The 18,210-nt window shown below is 33.5% G+C and carries 17 protein-coding genes; 9 read left to right on the top strand and 8 right to left on the bottom strand.

The window, feature by feature from the left end:
* Positions 1-48 precede the first annotated feature (48 nt).
* A complete protein-coding gene (locus TEPIDINF_RS11905; protein WP_421692072.1) occupies positions 49-1,104 on the top strand; it encodes a YaaC family protein in 1,056 nt (351 codons plus the stop codon).
* On the opposite strand, the gene TEPIDINF_RS11900 is transcribed toward TEPIDINF_RS11905, so the two are convergent.
* From TEPIDINF_RS11900 to dnaA, 8 genes are all read right to left on the bottom strand, one after another.
* A complete protein-coding gene (locus TEPIDINF_RS11900; RefSeq protein ID WP_421692071.1) occupies positions 1,085-2,167 on the bottom strand; it encodes an HD-GYP domain-containing protein in 1,083 nt (360 codons plus the stop codon). The two genes, TEPIDINF_RS11905 and TEPIDINF_RS11900, sit on opposite strands and share 20 nt — an antisense overlap.
* 83 nt (positions 2,168-2,250) lie before the next feature.
* Entirely contained in the window at positions 2,251-4,707 is a 2,457-nt protein-coding gene (gene gyrA / locus TEPIDINF_RS11895) for a DNA gyrase subunit A (RefSeq protein WP_421692070.1), read from the bottom strand.
* Positions 4,708-4,729: 22 nt separating this feature from the next.
* On the bottom strand, positions 4,730-6,646 hold the full coding sequence (gene gyrB, locus TEPIDINF_RS11890) for a DNA topoisomerase (ATP-hydrolyzing) subunit B (RefSeq protein ID WP_421692069.1): 1,917 nt from the start codon (positions 6,644-6,646) through the stop codon (positions 4,730-4,732).
* A 68-nt stretch (positions 6,647-6,714) separates the two neighbouring features.
* On the bottom strand, positions 6,715-6,960 hold the full coding sequence (remB, locus tag TEPIDINF_RS11885) for an extracellular matrix regulator RemB (protein ID WP_068726962.1): 246 nt from the start codon (positions 6,958-6,960) through the stop codon (positions 6,715-6,717).
* Positions 6,961-6,978: 18 nt separating this feature from the next.
* On the bottom strand, positions 6,979-8,091 hold the full coding sequence (recF, locus tag TEPIDINF_RS11880; protein ID WP_421692068.1) for a DNA replication/repair protein RecF: 1,113 nt from the start codon (positions 8,089-8,091) through the stop codon (positions 6,979-6,981).
* Between the two features lie 13 nt (positions 8,092-8,104).
* Complete coding sequence (yaaA, locus tag TEPIDINF_RS11875; protein ID WP_068726957.1) at positions 8,105-8,323, bottom strand: S4 domain-containing protein YaaA; 219 nt, start codon at positions 8,321-8,323, stop codon at positions 8,105-8,107.
* Between the two features lie 14 nt (positions 8,324-8,337).
* A complete protein-coding gene (dnaN, locus tag TEPIDINF_RS11870; RefSeq protein ID WP_421692067.1) occupies positions 8,338-9,483 on the bottom strand; it encodes a DNA polymerase III subunit beta in 1,146 nt (381 codons plus the stop codon).
* 194 nt (positions 9,484-9,677) lie between these two features.
* Positions 9,678-11,039 (bottom strand): chromosomal replication initiator protein DnaA, encoded by a 1,362-nt coding sequence (gene dnaA, locus TEPIDINF_RS11865; RefSeq protein WP_421692066.1) that lies wholly within the window; start codon positions 11,037-11,039, stop codon positions 9,678-9,680.
* Between the two features lie 477 nt (positions 11,040-11,516).
* On the opposite strand from dnaA, the gene rpmH reads away from it, so the two are divergent.
* From rpmH to rsmG, 8 genes are all read left to right on the top strand, one after another.
* Positions 11,517-11,651, top strand: a complete 135-nt coding sequence (gene rpmH, locus TEPIDINF_RS11860) for a 50S ribosomal protein L34 (protein WP_068726955.1) — start codon at positions 11,517-11,519, stop codon at positions 11,649-11,651.
* A 193-nt stretch (positions 11,652-11,844) separates the two neighbouring features.
* A complete protein-coding gene (gene rnpA, locus TEPIDINF_RS11855) occupies positions 11,845-12,198 on the top strand; it encodes a ribonuclease P protein component (RefSeq protein WP_068726952.1) in 354 nt (117 codons plus the stop codon).
* A gap of 48 nt (positions 12,199-12,246) precedes the next feature.
* Positions 12,247-12,471 carry a membrane protein insertion efficiency factor YidD gene (gene yidD, locus TEPIDINF_RS11850; RefSeq protein WP_068726949.1) on the top strand — a complete coding sequence of 75 codons (225 nt, stop codon included), beginning with the start codon at positions 12,247-12,249 and terminating at the stop codon, positions 12,469-12,471.
* Positions 12,472-12,484: 13 nt separating this feature from the next.
* Positions 12,485-13,219: a membrane protein insertase YidC gene (gene yidC / locus TEPIDINF_RS11845; RefSeq protein WP_068726947.1), complete on the top strand. Its 735-nt coding sequence runs from the start codon at positions 12,485-12,487 to the stop codon at positions 13,217-13,219.
* A gap of 23 nt (positions 13,220-13,242) precedes the next feature.
* Positions 13,243-13,869: an RNA-binding cell elongation regulator Jag/EloR gene (jag, locus tag TEPIDINF_RS11840; RefSeq protein ID WP_068726944.1), complete on the top strand. Its 627-nt coding sequence runs from the start codon at positions 13,243-13,245 to the stop codon at positions 13,867-13,869.
* Between the two features lie 297 nt (positions 13,870-14,166).
* Complete coding sequence (gene mnmE / locus TEPIDINF_RS11835) at positions 14,167-15,540, top strand: tRNA uridine-5-carboxymethylaminomethyl(34) synthesis GTPase MnmE (protein ID WP_068726942.1); 1,374 nt, start codon at positions 14,167-14,169, stop codon at positions 15,538-15,540.
* 26 nt (positions 15,541-15,566) lie between these two features.
* Positions 15,567-17,435, top strand: a complete 1,869-nt coding sequence (mnmG, locus tag TEPIDINF_RS11830; RefSeq protein WP_421692065.1) for a tRNA uridine-5-carboxymethylaminomethyl(34) synthesis enzyme MnmG — start codon at positions 15,567-15,569, stop codon at positions 17,433-17,435.
* A 7-nt stretch (positions 17,436-17,442) separates the two neighbouring features.
* On the top strand, positions 17,443-18,159 hold the full coding sequence (gene rsmG / locus TEPIDINF_RS11825; protein WP_421692169.1) for a 16S rRNA (guanine(527)-N(7))-methyltransferase RsmG: 717 nt from the start codon (positions 17,443-17,445) through the stop codon (positions 18,157-18,159).
* Positions 18,160-18,210: the final 51 nt, after the last annotated feature.

The raw sequence follows: 18,210 nt of genomic DNA, 5'->3' as shown, positions 1-18,210 counted from the left end.
TCATTCATATCCGTGGCAAAATATTGTAAAACGGGAATGATAGAGGTTATGATGAAAAATAAAAGACATATTTATAGCGAAAATCCATCCAAAAAAATGTGGGATACTTTTGTATTTTTTGAAAACGAGCCGACTGTAAAACAATTTCTGCAAAATACCTATGAGCAAAATCAAATCAAGGATACATACAAATTTGCTTTTCAAAATACCTCAAAATTTATTTATTTTATCAAACAAGCAAAAGAATATTTTTATTCTGCAGATAAGAGCAATATCTTGGTAAAGCCCCTACTTATCTATTATGGCATGATGAATTTAATGAAAGCATTTATTTTAACAAAAGACCCTAGTTATCCAAGTCATACAGGTGTTTTAAGACATGGAATTACCACTAGAAAACTTAAAAAAAATCAATATCAATTCCATGACGATGAAATTAAGGTACAGAAAGAAGGTTTGCTTCCTCTTTTTTACACTCTTCTTACTAACCATCCAGTTGAAAAAATCGAAGGGAATAAATACAAAATTAAAGAACTCCTTTCTTTATTGCCTGAATTACGTCATAGTTATCAAAGGATCTTTAAAGAGCAATTATTGTTTCCCATCAAATTAAATCAAAAAGATCACGAAATTTACTTTTCTGTTTCAAAAAACTTTTTAGACTTTTACCAGCATGATCTAGCAAGGTTGACTTCTGAACTAAATCAATATAAACCTCATAAGGATTATCAATTCTATACAAGCAAATCTGAGCAAATGAATCAGATTCAAATTGGAGTAAATCTTGATAAGGATATATTCAAATCAAAAGATCCTTTTCAGGGACATCCTATGTTTACTATTGATTATAAAGGATACTACTATTTACGACCCTTTCAAGAAAGTCGTTTTTTGCTTCCGGAAACAATCATCGACTATATGATAATGTACAATTTAGGAATGTTATGTCGTTACGAAACAGAATTATGGGGGGACATTATTTTTTCTTTCTCATCAGAAGATATGTACTTGATCAATGAATTTGTAAATATTACTTTACGCACATTTCCAAATAGGATATTAAATGATTTATTTAGAGAGATCATCATTTTTGATTTTGTTTAAATACTTCTTTAATATGCAGATTTATTTCTTGAGCCAAATTAATGATTCCTTCCCTTGTTTTTATCATTGGCCTTGTTGGTGAATTCTGATCAATATAAATAATGTCACCTACCATTCCATTACTTAAAATAACTTTATTCCCTATTGATAGGTTGACCATATGCTTTGCAAAGGTTCTAACGATGAAGGAATTCAACTTTTGATAACTTTCATTAAGAAGATGATCAATGACAAGATATGGTGAATATTCTGAACGATAATTACGCTTAGAAATCATTGCATGAAAGATATCTGCAACGGCAACGATTTTAGCATAAAAATGGATTTGTTGTTCTTTAAAATGTAAAGGATAACCACTTCCGTCTTCTCTTTCATGATGTTGTAGTACGGCTAAATGTGTTCCTTTACTAAGCCCCATTGTATGATTTAACATTTTATATCCATAAAATGTGTGCATTTTAATCTCTTCGTATTCATAAGGAACTAACTTATTTTTACTATATAAAATATGACTAGGAATGCGACTCATTCCAATGTCGTGTAAAATACCTGCTAAAGCAAGTTGGATCCACTCATTTTTCTCGAGACCAACCCATTTCCCAATCGCATAAGAAAGTAAGCTTACAGATAATGCATGATGGCTTTCATATTTTGTAAAATCCGTTGAATATAATTTTAAGTTTAAAAGATATTGAGGATTAATATATTTATCTTGAATGAGTGGGGTTATGACTTCTCTTATTGCCATAATCGGAATAGGCGCATTCCCTTGTGCATTTTTTAAAACAATATCAATCACTTTTAATGCATTTTTAAAATAGGTATTAAAGTCTTCAGCTAGGCTTGATTGATCTTCGGTCTTATTTACCACTTTATCTTGTTTTTCATTCACATCAGATTCCTGATCGATTTCAACCTTTGTAATTCCAAATGCTCTTAATATTTCTTGATCTCTTTCCTTTAAAATCGTTCCCTTTTTAAAAATAATTCCTCCAAGCTCACTATATATATCTTGGTTCAAGATCATTCGTTCTTGAATTAAATCGATTGTGATTGTTCTCATTGCATAAATTCCCCTTTAATCTATTTTCTATATTTTAGCATATATAAAAGAAAAACAGGATGGATTCCATCCTGTTTTAACTTTTATTCATCTTCTTCATTTTCATTATCAGCTGTATCATTGGAATGAATTCGTGCAACAGTAGCGACAGAATCATCTTCACTAATATTGATTAGTCTGACACCTTGAGTATATCGACCAATTAACGAAATGTTATCTATATTTAATCTAATCACCATTGCACTTGTCGTAACGATCATTAAGTCATCTTCTTGAGAAACAACTTTTAATCCTACAATATTTCCATTCTTTTTAGTTACATTAAGGGTCTTAATACCTTTTCCACCACGGGATTGGCTACGGTATTCAGATGCTGGTGTCCTTTTGCCATAACCTTTTTCTGTTACGATTAACACATCTAGATCATCTCGAATAATATCCATGCCAATGACTAAATCATCTTTACTTAAGTCGATTCCTTTGACCCCTGTAGCACTTCTTCCCATTGTTCTTACATCTTGTTCAGAAAAACGAATGGATTGACCTAATTTTGTACCAAGGATGATTTCTTGATTTCCATCAGTCAATTTAACACCAATTACCTCGTCTCCTTCTTTTAGATTGATCGCAATGAGTCCCCCTTTTCGAATATTTTCATAATCTGTTAATTGGGACTTTTTGACCACCCCAGAAGCTGTAGCAAAGAATAAATGATGATTGGAAGTATATTCTTTGATCGGGAAGACTGCGTTAATTTTTTCCCCTTGTTCAATTTGAATCAGGTTGATAATTGGTGTTCCTTTTGCGGTTCTACTCAATTCCGGTACTTCATAAGCCTTTAAACGATATACCTTTCCTTTATTCGTAAAAAACATAATATAATGATGGGAATTCGTAATAAATAAATGTTGGACAAAATCATCTTCTTTCGTTCCCATTCCAGTTACCCCTTTCCCCCCACGTTTTTGGCTACGGTAGGTTGAAATGGGTAATCTTTTGATATAACCCTGATGAGTGAGCATAACGACAACCTCTTCTTCAGGAATCAAATCTTCTGCTTCTAACTCATCATGATCAATCGTGATTTTTGTCCTTCGTTCATCATTGTACTTATCTTTAATCTCTAGTAATTCTTCACGTATAATCGTTAAAATCTTGTGTTCATCTGCTAATATCGCACGTAATTCAGCAATCTTAGCCATCAATTCTTGATATTCATTTTCAATTTTTTCCCGTTCTAAACCAGTTAAACGTTGTAATCTCATATCAAGAATAGCTTGGGCTTGGATTTCCGATAGTTCAAACTTTTCGATTAGGCCTCTTTTTGCTTCGTCTGTCGTTTGTGAAGAACGAATTAAAGAAATAACAGCGTCTAAATGGTCGAGAGCAATTCTTAACCCTTCTAAAATATGAGCTCTAGCTTCAGCCTTTTTAAGGTCAAATTCTGTTCTTCTGCGAATAACCACCCTTTGATGGTTTAAATAATGTGTTAAGGTTTCTTTTAGATTTAATACCTTAGGTTCTCCATTAACTAATGCTAAAACATTGATACCAAAGGTCGTCTGTAATTGGGTTAATTTATACAAATTATTTAAGACGATATTCGCATTCACGTCTCTTCGTAATTCAATCACAATTCGCAGCCCATTACGATCTGATTCATCCCTTAAATCGGTAATCCCATCTATTTTTTTATCCCTAACCAGTTCAGCTATTTTCTCAATCAATCTTGCTTTATTCACTTGGTATGGGATTTCCTCAACAATAATCCGGCTTTTACCATTATTCATTTCTTCAATAAAGGCCTTTGCCCTTATTGTGATACTACCTTTACCTGTTTGATAAGCCTTACGGATTCCTTCCCTTCCTAGAATAAGACCACCAGTTGGGAAATCTGGACCTTTAATAATCTCCATCAATTCTCCAATTTCGACATCTGGGTTCTCTATAATTTTTATAACCCCATCAATCACTTCACCTAATTGGTGAGGAGGAATATTCGTTGCCATCCCCACTGCAATCCCTGCAGATCCATTCACTAACAAATTAGGGAACCTAGCTGGCAAAACTAATGGCTCCTTTTCAGAACCATCATAGTTATCTCCAAAATCAATGGTTTCTTTGTTAATATCCCTTAATAATTCTGTCGATATTTTTGACATACGAGCTTCCGTATAACGCATAGCTGCTGCAGAATCACCGTCAATTGACCCAAAGTTTCCATGACCATCAACGAGTAAATAGCGATAAGAGAAGTCTTGTGCCATGCGTACCATCGTTTCATAGACTGCAGAATCACCATGGGGATGATATTTACCTATAACTTCCCCTACAATCCTAGCAGACTTTTTATGTGGTTTATCTGGTGTCATTCCTAACTCATTCATCGCATAAAGGATTCTTCTATGCACTGGTTTTAAGCCATCTCTTACATCTGGAAGAGCACGACTTACGATAACACTCATCGCATAGTCGATAAAGGAGCTTTTCATTTCTTGACTTATATTTACTTCTTTTATTCTTGCATTTGATTCAAGCATGCTTTACCTCCATCCCCTTTGTTTAGATATCCAAATTCCGAACATATCTTGCATGTTCTTGGATAAATTCCCTTCGGGGTTCAACTTTATCTCCCATTAGTGTCTCAAAGATCCCGTCCGCATCAGAGGCATCTTGTAAACTAACTTGTAATAATGTTCTACTTTCTGGATCCATCGTCGTTTCCCATAATTGGGTTGGGTTCATCTCTCCTAAACCTTTATAACGTTGGATTGTGGGTTCAGGTCGATTACCTAATTCTGTTTTTATCTTTTCTAATTCTCTATCACTATAAGCGTATCGAACTGTTTTTCCTTGTTGGATTTTATATAAAGGTGGTTGAGCAATATAAACATAGCCATTTTCAATCAATTCTTTCATATACCTGAAAAAGAAAGTTAAAAGTAGTGTGCGAATATGGGCACCGTCTACGTCAGCATCTGTCATAATAATGATTTTATGGTACCTTGCTTTTGAGATATCAAAATCATCACCTATTCCAGTACCTAACGCCGTAATCATTGCTCTAATCTCTTCATTAGCAAAAATCTTATCTAATCTAGCTTTCTCTACATTGATAATCTTTCCTCTTAGTGGTAGGATTGCTTGAAAATGACGATCTCTCCCTTGTTTTGCAGAACCGCCAGCTGAATCACCTTCTACGAGATATAATTCACTAATCGCTGCATCCTTACTAGAACAATCAGCTAATTTCCCAGGTAATGAGCTAACTTCTAGTGCATTTTTCCTTCTTGTTAGCTCTCTTGCTTTTCTAGCAGCATCACGGGCTCTTGCTGCTAGAAGTGCTTTTTCAATCACCTTTTTTGCTACAGATGGATTTTCATCTAGAAAAGTGGCAAATTTCTCAGCAAATAGAGATTCAGTAATCCCCCTTACTTCACTGTTCCCTAACTTTGTCTTGGTCTGACCTTCAAATTGAGGATTTGGGATCTTTACACTAATAACTGCAGTTAACCCTTCTCTGGCATCATCACCAGTTAAATTTGCATCTTGATCTTTTAGTAAATTATTCTTTCTAGCATAGTCATTTAGTACACGTGTTAGTGCGCTTTTAAATCCCGATTCATGGGTTCCCCCTTCATGGGTGTTGATATTATTTGCAAAGGACAAAATATTACTAGAATAGCTGTCATTGTATTGTAGGGAAATTTCTATTTCAATTTGATCTTTTGATCCTTCTACATAAATTGGATGGGGATGAAGAACTTCTTTATTCTTATTGAGAAACTCAACGAATGAATTGATTCCACCATCAAATTTAAAAGATTCCTGTTTATTTTCGTTTCTTTCATCAATAAGGTCTATACGAATCCCTTTATTTAAAAAGGCAAGCTCTCTGATTCGGGTTTTTAAGGTATCATAATTAAATTCGGTTGTTTCTTGGAATATTTCAGGATCTGGTTTAAAAGTTACTGTCGTTCCTGTTTCGTTTGTTTCTCCGATTACTTTTAGGTCAAATTCTGGAACCCCACGGTGATAGCGTTGTAAATGGATCTTTCCCTCTCTTTTTACTTCTACTTCTAACCATTCTGAAAGAGCATTTACTACTGAAACCCCAACACCATGTAATCCACCAGAAACCTTATAACCTTCACCACCAAATTTACCACCAGCATGTAATACAGTTAATGCTACTTCTACTGCTGGCCGTCCCATCTTAGGATGAATTCCAACAGGAATACCCCTACCATTATCTATAACCGTTACACTATTATCTTGATGTACAACCACAGTAATATGATTGCAGTAACCTGCAAGGGCTTCATCAATACTATTATCGACAACTTCCCATACTAAATGGTGCAATCCTCTTTCACTTGTTGACCCTATATACATCCCAGGTCTTTTACGAACTGCTTCCAAACCTTCTAAGACCTGAATTTGACTTTCATCATAATTGTGTTGTTGTTTTGTTAGCATTTGCACACCTTCCATTCTTACTACCTATTTTTCTTTAATCGTCACTTTTGTGGGTTGTCTTTATGAGGTTAAAAGATCGTGTTTGCTCTTTTTAATAACGTTAAAGATGAAATAGGAGAGTAATACATTTTATCTGCCGTGACCACAAGGGATTTACTTCCTTCAGTTGTTATTTTAACCACATTGTTTTTATTCTCTACTTGTGCAATAAAGGAATGAAGCTTTTTCTTTCTTTTAGCAAAATGACTAATATCTAAGATTGCCACAATTTCTTTTGTCTTGACAACTATATCTCCACCAATATGCATAAACATAAGGTTTCACCTCGATTCTTAGGAAATAAGACCTTGTTCCACATAAAAGATAGAAGAACGTTTTAGTGTATTGATGTCAATTCCTTCTGTACTTGTTGTTGTAATCATGGTTTGCACTTTATTTTCAATCGTTTGAATTAATTGAGTTTGTCTTTTTTGATCTAATTCTGAAAGAACATCATCCAATAATAAAACAGGGTATTCTCCTATTTCATCATGAATCAGTTCTATTTCAGCTAATTTGAGAGACAAAGCGGTGGTTCGTTGCTGGCCTTGTGAACCAAAGGACTGAACATCAATTTGATTGATAGAAAAATATAGATCATCACGATGTGGACCAATCAAACTAGTCCCCCGAAAAAGTTCTTGCTTTCTTATTTTTTGTAATCTAAAAGTAAACTGATCACTCATATCTTGTACATCAATATTACCTAATTCTAAGGGAAATGAAGGTTTATAAAGGATAGATAACTCTTCATTTTGATCAGTAATTCCTGCATGGATTTCTTTAGCCCATTTTTCTAAGTGTCTCAAAAAATACAATCTTTTGGAAATGACTTTTGAACCATATTCAACCAATTGTTTATCCCAAATTTCCAATAACTCTAATTTATTCTTTTCATTCTTGGTAAAATCCTTTAATAAATTATTTCTTTGTTGAATGATTTTTTGATATTGGGATAAATGGTATAGATAGGAAGGACTAACTTGTCCAATTTCAACATCGAGGAATTTCCTACGATATTGAGGACTTCCTTTTACTAATGTCAAATCCTCTGGTGCAAACATAATTACATTGAATGCACCTATATAATCACTTAATTTACGTTGTTCTAATTGATTGATTTTTGCCTTTTTCCCTTTAGAAGTTAGCTGCATTTCCAATTTTAATGAGTTTCTTCTTGTTTGAATCGTTCCTTTAATAACAGAAAAAGATTGGCCCCATTGGACCAATTCCTTTTCTTTTGAAGTTCGGTGGGATTTAGCTAAAGCTAAGACATAGATCGCTTCTAAGATATTTGTTTTACCTTGAGCATTATCCCCCTGAAAAATATTGATTTGATGGTCAAAATGAAGATTTAAATCTTGATAATTACGGAAATTTTTTAATTGGAGATGCTCAACAAACATCACATCTTCTCCCTTAAGATGAATATTTGATCTGAAATTTACCAATTTGTTCAATGGAAATTATATCATCAGGATGTAATTTCCGACCTCGTCTTGTTTCTTTTTCTCCGTTTACCTTAACTTGATGTTCCATTAAAAATATTTTTGCATGGCCACCTGATTGAATCACATCGACCATTTTAAGAAACTGTCCTAAAGTTATATATTCGGTATCAATCAATACCTCATTCATCACAACTTTCTCCTTTAATAAGTTCTTACTGGCAAAATGAGTTGTAAAATTCGATGATGTTCAATTGGCTTAATCACGAATGGACTTAATGCGCCTGTAAATTCAATTTGAACTTCTTCACTGTCAATCGCTCTTAAAGCATCTAGCATATATTTTGCATTAAAGGAAATTTTGACTGGCTCACCTTCTATATTTTTTATTTGTAATTGATCAGTAACATTTCCAACCTCAGGTGAATTAGAAGAAACTTCGATTAAAAGATTCTCTATATTTGTAAACTTAACGATATTATTTTTACCATCTCTAGCTAATAAAGAAGCTCTTTCAATTGATTCTAATAATTTTTTCGTTTGAATAATAATCTTTGTTTTATATTTATCTGGAATAATTCTAGAAGTATCAGGATAAGTACCATCCAATAATCTTGATAAAAATAAAACATGATTCATTTTGATTAAAATTTGATTTTCATTGACGATGATTTCAACAGGTGTCTGAGTATCATCAAGAATTTTACTTAATTCACTTAGAGATCTACCTGGAATCACTACATTTTGAAAAGATAGGTTTGTTAAGCTTTCAACCGTGGCTTCTCTAACAGCTAAACGATGGGAATCAGTTGCAGTAAATTTTAAAACCTGGTTTTCTAGATTCCATAACACACCTGTTAAAATGGGTCGACTTTCTATGGTTGAAACAGCAAATTGAGTTTGGCGAATCATCATTTTTAAAAGATCGCTAGGAATCGTAAATACATGTTCTTCTTCGTCGATGATTTGTGGTAAGTTTGGATATTCATCAGCATCAAAACCATTAAGTCGAAATTCAGAAGAACCTGATTTAATTATTATTGTAAAATGATCAATCACTTCAAATTCAATCATTTCTCCTGGTAACTTTTTAACAATCTCCAAAATATATTTTGCTGGGACTACAATTTTGCCTGGTATAATCAATTGTACCCATTCTTCTCCATTTTCCACTAGAGGAATAAGAACTTGAATAGAAATATCAGAATCACTACCAGTAATGATTAAACCCTTTGTTCCAATATCAAATTTGATTCCTGTCAAAATTGGAATTGTTGTCTTTGATGAAACAGCTTTTTGAACATGCTGAAGTGCATTAACCAACTGATTTTTATGAACAAAAAAATGCATGATTACCCTCCATCATTGGAATATATGGCCTTCATTATACATATATTTATTAATTTATAAAAAATAGTAGTTATAGTAATAATACTTGTGAATATGTGAATAATTGAAATAAGGCTAACGAAATTAAAGAAATCAACATGTGGATAAGCTGTAAATAAATCTGTCATATTTATTCACAGCATAACATAAACTAATTAGTTATGGTTTTTAATTTTTTCAATTAAATTGGTTATCGTTTTTTCTAAGTCTGGATCTGTTTTTAATTGTGTAGATACTTTTTCATAAGCATGAATCACAGTAGAATGATCTCTACCTCCAAATTCTTCTCCTATTTTGGGTAGAGAATAGTCTGTGAGTTCTCTAGTCAAGTACATTGCTATTTGTCTAGGAAAAGCTACAGCTTTTGTTCGTTTTTTTGCCTTTAAATCTTCTAATTTCAGACTAAAATGCTCAGCTGTATTTTTTTGAATGTCATGAATTGTAATGACTTTAGGCTTAGTGGAAGGAATAATGTCCTTTAATGCCTCAGAAGCTAAGTCAACACTCATATCTTTGTTGATCAAGGATGAGTATGCAACAACACGAATCAAAGCTCCTTCTAACTCACGGATATTTGTATTGATCTGATTAGCAATATAGATCATGACTTCATTAGGAATATCTAAATTCTCTGCCTTTGCTTTTTTTCTAAGAATTGCAATCCTTGTTTCTAAATCCGGTGGCTGAATATCAGTAATTAAACCCCATTCAAATCTAGAACGAAGACGATCTTCTAAAGTAGGGATTTCTTTTGGAGTTCGATCGCTAGAAATAATAATTTGTTTACTTGCTTCATGCAAAGCATTAAAAGTATGGAAAAATTCTTCTTGTGTTGATTCTTTTCCAGCTAGAAATTGAATATCGTCAATAAGTAAAATATCAATATTTCGATACTTGTTGCGAAATTCAATGGTTTTATTATCACGTATCGAGTTAATAAATTCATTTGTAAATTTTTCTGATGAAATATATAACACTTTAGCTTTTTCATTATGCTGAACAACATAGTGCCCAATTGCATGCATTAAATGAGTTTTCCCTAATCCTACTCCGCCATATATAAATAAAGGATTATATGCTTTAGCAGGAGCTTCAGCAACTGCGAGTGATGCTGCATGGGCAAAGCGGTTTCCAGCCCCAATCACAAAGGTATCAAATGTATATTTTGGGTTTAATAAGGATTTTGTATGGGCATCCTCTTCATCAAAATTTGAAGGTTTTACTTCTTTAGGTGTCGGAGATACTTGATCTAGATGAATATCAGATGCAGATGGTGGAATAATAAACTTAATATTTAGTTTTTCACCGATTACTTCAAACAAGGTATCTTGGATCAGACCAGAGTACCTAGACTCCAACCAGTCCCTAGCAAACTCATTTGGAGCAATAATTGTGAGATCATTATTGATTAAAGAAGAGATTTGTGTTGATTTTAGCCAAGTTTCAAAGCTAGGTTTACTTAATTTTGTTTCAATTATAGATAAGGCCTTCTGCCATAAACTACTTAATTGCTCCACGATGTCCCTCCTCTGTATTTCTTTTTTCCACAGAGTATTATGAATAAATGTGGATAAAAATAATGTCGTAAGAGCACAAAAATTTGCGATATAAGTAAAAAATAATCACAAGATGTGAATAAAAAATCCACAACCATGGATAACTGTCCACAATTTTATCCACAGATTGTGAATATGTATTTTATCAAAGGTAAATATCCACTAGATATATTAACACAATAATATCAGATAAAACCTAGATAATCAATGGTCTTATCCAACTTATCCACAATCACAATAATTAGTGGATAGCGGTTATTCACAACACAATATTTTGTGGATAAGCTGTGTGAAAAATGTCGAATAAGAACATGTGGATAATTTTACTTATCGACATGAAGAAATAAAAATCCTATTCTTGACAAATCTCTTTTATAGTTGATAAACTATTTAAGAATGTCTTTCATGAATTTTGATCCTCAAGGGGAGGTGTTATAGATGAAACCAACATTTCAACCAAATGTTCGTAAAAGAAGTAAAGTACATGGGTTCCGTAAAAGAATGAGCACTAAAAATGGCCGTAAGGTTTTAGCTGCACGTCGTAGAAAAGGAAGAAAAGTATTATCTGCATAATAGGCCACAGATTAGTGGCCTTTTTTCAATTGAAAGAAAATATGTTTACGTTACTTTATCGAAAGATTAGTTTAATTTAAGATTCAGAATGTGTTAGAATAGGTTTATTATGAGGAATAATTACCCATACTTTCACTTAGTTATATCTTGTTTTGTGAACGTATTCATCTATTTGTATGGGGGTTTCTTTATTTTGCAAAAAGAGCTACGCTTAAAAAAAAGAGAAGATTTTAAAAAAGTATATACATATGGAAGATCTGTTTCTAATCGTGAATTGGTATTATACATGATGGATCAACCCAAGGCTGAACCTTATCGTTTTGGTATCTCGGTGAGTAAAAAGGTTGGTAATGCCGTGATCAGGAATCGGGTTAAACGTTTAATAAAAGAAGCCATTCGTTCCCTTTTGTTAAAATATGAAATAAAAAAGAAAAAGGATTATATTATTATTGCAAGGATTCCAGCGGCTCAGATGGATCTTCCCCATTTTGAGAGAAGTCTTAAACATTTATTTAAAAAAATGAAAATCATTGAAACAAATGATTAAATCATTTATTTATATCATTGATGTATCTCAGTTAGGAGGGTTTAACAGGTGAAAAAGTTACTTTTGATTCTCATTCGTTTCTATCGAAAATTTATTTCACCAATGAAACCGCCTACTTGTCGTTTTGCCCCGACATGCTCTCACTATGCATTAGAAGCAATTGAGATACACGGAGCACTTAAGGGTAGTTGGTTATCTGCAAAAAGAATTGCAAAATGCCATCCTTTACATCCAGGTGGATATGATCCGGTACCTAAAAAGGAAAATAATTAGAGGAGGAGTTATCTTGCGGAAACGCACATATATCATTTTATTATTGGTTGTAATAGCTATATTTAGTACTGGTTGTTCTGCTAAACCGGGTACCCAAATAGATCCTGCTAACGGAATTTGGGATAAATATTTTGTCTATCCATTATCTATTACCATAGATTTTTTTGCTAAGATATTATTTAATAACTATGGTTTAGCTATCATTGTAACAACCATTTTAATTCGTTTTTTGGTGCTTCCTCTAATGATTACTCAAATTAGAAGTACTAAGAAAATGCAGGATTTACAACCTGAAATCACAAAGATTAGAGAAAAATATAAAGATAATGCCCAAAAAATACAGGAAGAAACAATGAAACTCTTCCAAAAACATAATGTAAATCCTTTATCGGGTTGCTTACCTATATTTATTCAGATGCCGATTTTAATTGCCTTTTATCATGCGATTAGCAGGAATGCCTTTATTGCTGAGCATGATTTCTTATGGGTTTCCCTTGGAACACCTGATCCTTACTATATTTTTCCAATTCTTGCAGCGATTACAACTTATTTACAAATTAAAATGACGTCAACGAGTGTTGCCGTAACTCCACAAGCTGCCCAACAGCAGAAAATTATGGCCGTTGTGATGCCTGCCATGATCTTATTTATTGGAATTTCATTACCAGCTGCATTAGCACTATATTGGGTAATTGGTAATATTTTTTCCATTGCACAGACCAAATTGATCTATAGAACCACCAAGTAAAAATTTAATAGGGGGCAATTAGTATGGAAAAAGTAATAGCTACCGGTAAAACTGTGGAAGAAGCAGTTCAATCAGCCCTCAGACAACTAGGTACGACAGAAGATAGGGTTAAGGTAAAAGTTTTAGAACAACCAAGCAAAAAGCTATTTGGATTAATTGGAAAAAATGCGGTAGTAGAAGTAGAATTGTTTCCAGAACAGGTAGATCCTTTAGAGGAAGCGAAAAAGTTTTTATTTGATGTATTTAAATCAATGAATTTGAAAGTCCAAATTGAACAATTTAATCAGGCTGATTATACTGTCCTTAATTTTGTAGGAAAAGATCTAGGAATACTAATTGGTAGAAGAGGACAAACATTAGACTCCCTACAATATTTGGTTAACATTGTTGCTAATCGGAAGGTAGATCATAATCGATTGCGTATTGTGTTAGACGCTGAAAATTACCGTTCAAGAAGAAAGGCAACATTAGAAGAACTAGCAAATAGATTAGCTGAAAAAGTGATAAGAACAGGCAAAGAAGTTGTTCTTGAACCAATGACACCTTCTGAAAGGAAGATCATTCATACTAAATTACAAGACCATCCAAAGGTTCAAACTTATAGTCAAGGAGAGGAACCAAATCGTAAGGTTGTTATTACTAGAAAATAGTTTTAATTGATCCCTGTTATTAACTTTTGTTAGTAACAGGGATTTTTTTTGCGAAAAAATCTATTTTATTGAGACCTCACAAAAGTAATCGAATACACTTCGAAGGAAGACGTTACTTTTGTGGGTTATCTTAAAAAGAGGAAGAAGAGATGTGGATAACATTAAATTTTATTTAATTGGGCATACTACATAATAATTTTGTTATAAACATGTGGATAAATATTTTTGTTTTTGTTCTTTTATTCAAAATATGGTATTCTACTTTTTTAGAAGATATAGATACTGAGGTGGTCATCGATGGATTTTGATACAATAGCTGCAATATCTACCGCGTTAGGAGAAGGTGGAATTGCAATTGTTCGTGTAAGTGGGAATGAAGCGATTGATATTGTAGATCGTTTATATAGAGGGAGAAAAAAGTTATCCACTGTGGATAGTCACACTATCCATTATGGGAAACTGATTGATAAATGTGGACAAGTGATAGACGAAGTGATGGTAACAGTGATGAGGGCTCCAAGAACATACACAAAAGAGGATGTAGTTGAAGTAAATTGTCATGGTGGTTTAGTATCAGTTCGAAGGGTTTTAGATGCGATTTTAGAAGAAGGAGCAAGATTGGCTGAACCAGGAGAATTAACAAAAAGGGCATTTCTAAATGGAAGAATTGATTTATCTCAAGCAGAGGCAGTGATTGATTTAATTCGATCAAAAACAGATAAAGCTATGCAGTTAGCTCTAAAACAAGTAGAAGGTAAATTGTCTAGAAAAATTAAGGAATTACGGCAAACTTTATTAGAGGTACTAGCTCATATTGAAGTAACAATAGACTATCCTGAACATGATGTTGAATCTGTTACTCATGAATTATTGCTTTCAAAAACAAAAGAGGTGAAAAAAGAGATAAATTATTTATTGGATACTGCTTCTCAAGGGAAAATACTGCGTGAAGGATTATCAACTGTTATTATTGGTAGACCTAATGTAGGTAAATCTTCACTATTAAATACATTGATTCATGAAAATAAGGCCATTGTTACTGAAATAGCTGGAACAACCAGAGATATCATTGAAGAGTACATTAATATTAAGGGAGTTCCTCTTAAATTAGTTGACACTGCAGGGATTAGAGAAACAGAAGATCTTGTAGAGAAAATCGGTGTGGAAAGATCAAGAAAGGCATTAGAAGAAGCAGATTTAGTTCTACTTGTTCTAAACTTTAACCAAGAATTATCTGAAGATGATTTACGATTGATGGAATTAGTTCAAGGACTTCATGTGATTGTGATTATCAATAAAACAGATTTACCACAAAAGATAGATTTGGATTTAGTAAAACAGAAAATACCAGATGCAAGAATGATTTTGATGTCTGTTATCAAAGAACAAGGTATTGATCAGTTAGAAGAAACGATAAGTGAACTATTTTTTGCAGGCCAAATTCAAACAGAGGATTTAACTTATGTATCAAATGCAAGACATATTTCATTATTAAAAAGGGCTTTACAAAGTATAGAAGATGCCATACATTCTATTGAAGATTGGCTACCAATTGATATGATAGCAATAGATGTAAAAAATGCTTGGGATCTGTTAGGTGAAATTATTGGAGAAGCGGTTAGTGAAGATTTAATAGATCAAATCTTTTCGCAATTCTGTGTTGGAAAATAAAGATGACATTCATTGGAGGAATGAAGATGGGATATAAAGCTGGTGAATTTGGCTGCATTGTAGTAGGTGCAGGACATGCAGGTGTAGAAGCTGCACTAGCAGCTGCCAGAATGGGAGTAGAAACTTTATTACTGACCATTAGTTTAGATACGATTGCTTTTATGCCTTGTAACCCATCTATTGGCGGGCCAGCAAAAGGACATGTTGTTAGAGAAATCGATGCCTTGGGTGGTGAAATGGGAAGGAATATTGATAAAACATATTTGCAGATGAGGATGCTAAATACCGGAAAAGGTCCTGCTGTCCATGCATTGCGCGCTCAAGCAGATAAGTTCGAATACCAAAAAGAGATGAAAAAAACGTTAGAAACGACCCCTCACTTAACTTTAAAACAAACGATGGTAGAAAAGCTTATCATTGAAGATCAAGTGGTAAAAGGGGTAATCACTCGAACTGGTGCAGAATATTATTGTCAAACCGTTGTATTAACAACAGGGACTTATTTAAGGGGTAGAATTATTTTAGGTGATCTGATCTATGAAAGTGGTCCAAATAATCAACAACCATCTGTTAAATTATCTGAACACTTAAGAGAAATAGGTTTTGAACTCGTCAGATTTAAGACTGGGACTCCTCCAAGGGTTGATCGAGATTCAATTGATTTTTCCAAAATGGAAATTCAACCAGGAGATGAAGAGCCTAGAGCTTTTTCTTTTGATACAACTGAATATCGTTTAGATCAAATTCCATGTTGGTTAACCTATACCAATTTTCTAACTCATTCGATCATCAATAATAATCTACACCGGGCCCCGATGTTTTCCGGAGTCATTGAAGGTACCGGCCCAAGATATTGTCCTTCTATTGAGGACAAAGTAGTACGTTTTAATGATAAACCACGCCACCAAATTTTCTTGGAACCTGAAGGGGAACATACAAATGAGATGTATGTTCAAGGACTTTCTACGAGTTTACCAGAGGAAGTTCAGATTGATATGCTACGAACGATTCCTGGTTTAGAAAACGCAGAGATCATGCGGGCTGGGTACGCAATTGAATATGATGTAATCGTACCTACTCAATTATGGCCAACCTTAGAGACGAAAAAGATTAAGAATTTATTTACAGCTGGACAATTAAATGGAACCTCTGGGTATGAAGAAGCTGCAGGTCAGGGTCTTATGGCTGGTATCAATGCTGCATGCAGGGTATTAGGAAAAGATCCAGTCGTATTGGATCGTTCTCAAGCTTATATCGGGGTGCTTATTGATGATTTGGTTACAAAGGGTACCAATGAACCTTATCGACTATTAACTTCAAGGGCAGAATACCGTTTGTTGTTGCGTCATGATAACGCAGATCTAAGACTTCGAGAAATAGGGTATCAACTTGGTTTGATTGATGAGGAACGATATCAACGTTTTCTTGATAAAAAAGAGAAAATTGAACAAGAGATCAATCGCTTAAAAACGGAAAAGATCAGACCTTCAGAAGAGGTTCAAGTGATGATGAAAGAGGTAGGAACTTCTGAATTAAACAATGCTGTTGAATTGGCTACATTGCTTAGAAGACCTGAAATTACTTACGAAATCATCGAAAAACTCTCACCCAGTCCTGTGGAATTATCTGCTGAAATGAAGGAACAGGTTGAAATTCAAATCAAATACTCAGGATATATAGAGAAACAATTGTTACTTGTAGAGAAAATGAAAAAGGTTGAGGCAAAGAAAATACCAGAATGGGTAGATTATAATAAAATAAGTGGTCTTTCTATGGAAGCAAGAGAAAAGTTAAATAAAATTCAACCTATGAATATTGGCCAGGCCTCTAGAATATCTGGTGTTAGCCCTGCAGATATTTCGATTTTATTAGTCTATATTGAACAGGGGAAATAAGATGGAAATGGATATGATAGAAAAATTAAAGGAAAGATTGAAACCCTATCAGATTGATTGTACAGACAGTCAATTACAGCAATTTGCAACCTACTATGATTTATTAATAGATTGGAACAAAAAAATGAATCTTACAGCAATTACTGACCCAGAGGAAGTAATCGTTAAGCATTTTTTTGATTCAGTTACTCCTGCTTTCTTTTATCCTTTTTCTCAACAAAGAATGATTGATATTGGTGCTGGGGCAGGTTTTCCAAGCATTCCTTTAAAAATTTGTTTTCCTGATTTAAAATTAACGTTATTAGATTCTTTAAATAAACGAATTACTTTTTTACAACATCTTATTGAGACCCTTAACCTTAAAAATGTTGATTTTATTCATGGTAGAGCTGAGGAAATAGCAAGGAAATCAGATCTTAGGGAATCATTTGATATTGCAATCTCTAGAGCAGTTGCAAAACTTAATGTACTTGCAGAATTATCTTTACCCTTTATTAAGTTAAAGGGATCGATGATTGCCTTAAAAGGGGCTAGAGCAAATGAAGAAATTGCTGAAGCCCAAAAGGCAATACAACTCTTAGGCGGAGTTTTTGTTAAAGAACATACCTTTGATTTACCTGAACATTTTGGTGAAAGGACAATTATTATCATCAATAAAATGAAATCTACTCCTAATAAATACCCTAGAAAATCAGGAACCCCTAATCGTGAGCCAATACAGTGAAAATGTTTCACGTGAAACAAATTCTTTTTTTTAATCGTGCAGGAATTTTAA

This window comes from Tepidibacillus infernus (assembly GCF_048898065.1).
Classification (GTDB): Bacteria; Bacillota; Bacilli; order Tepidibacillales; family Tepidibacillaceae; genus Tepidibacillus_B; species Tepidibacillus_B infernus.
The sequence above is the reverse complement of the archived record's forward strand: the minus strand, read 5'-3'. Positions and strand labels throughout refer to the sequence as shown.

Excerpts from the sequence above, each read along its gene's own strand:
- rpmH (WP_068726955.1), top strand. The coding sequence starts at position 11,517 with ATGAAACCAACATTTCAACCAAATGTTCGTAAAAGAAGTAAAGTACAT.
- TEPIDINF_RS11905 (WP_421692072.1), top strand. The coding sequence starts at position 49 with ATGATGAAAAATAAAAGACATATTTATAGCGAAAATCCATCCAAAAAA.
- remB (WP_068726962.1), bottom strand. The coding sequence starts at position 6,960 with ATGTTTATGCATATTGGTGGAGATATAGTTGTCAAGACAAAAGAAATT.
- gyrB (WP_421692069.1), bottom strand. The coding sequence starts at position 6,646 with ATGCTAACAAAACAACAACACAATTATGATGAAAGTCAAATTCAGGTC.
- dnaN (WP_421692067.1), bottom strand. The coding sequence starts at position 9,483 with ATGCATTTTTTTGTTCATAAAAATCAGTTGGTTAATGCACTTCAGCAT.
- rsmG (WP_421692169.1), top strand. The coding sequence starts at position 17,443 with ATGGATATGATAGAAAAATTAAAGGAAAGATTGAAACCCTATCAGATT.
- yaaA (WP_068726957.1), bottom strand. The coding sequence starts at position 8,323 with ATGAATGAGGTATTGATTGATACCGAATATATAACTTTAGGACAGTTT.
- TEPIDINF_RS11900 (WP_421692071.1), bottom strand. The coding sequence starts at position 2,167 with ATGAGAACAATCACAATCGATTTAATTCAAGAACGAATGATCTTGAAC.
- mnmG (WP_421692065.1), top strand. The coding sequence starts at position 15,567 with ATGGGATATAAAGCTGGTGAATTTGGCTGCATTGTAGTAGGTGCAGGA.
- mnmE (WP_068726942.1), top strand. The coding sequence starts at position 14,167 with ATGGATTTTGATACAATAGCTGCAATATCTACCGCGTTAGGAGAAGGT.
- gyrA (WP_421692070.1), bottom strand. The coding sequence starts at position 4,707 with ATGCTTGAATCAAATGCAAGAATAAAAGAAGTAAATATAAGTCAAGAA.
- jag (WP_068726944.1), top strand. The coding sequence starts at position 13,243 with ATGGAAAAAGTAATAGCTACCGGTAAAACTGTGGAAGAAGCAGTTCAA.
- recF (WP_421692068.1), bottom strand. The coding sequence starts at position 8,091 with ATGTTTGTTGAGCATCTCCAATTAAAAAATTTCCGTAATTATCAAGAT.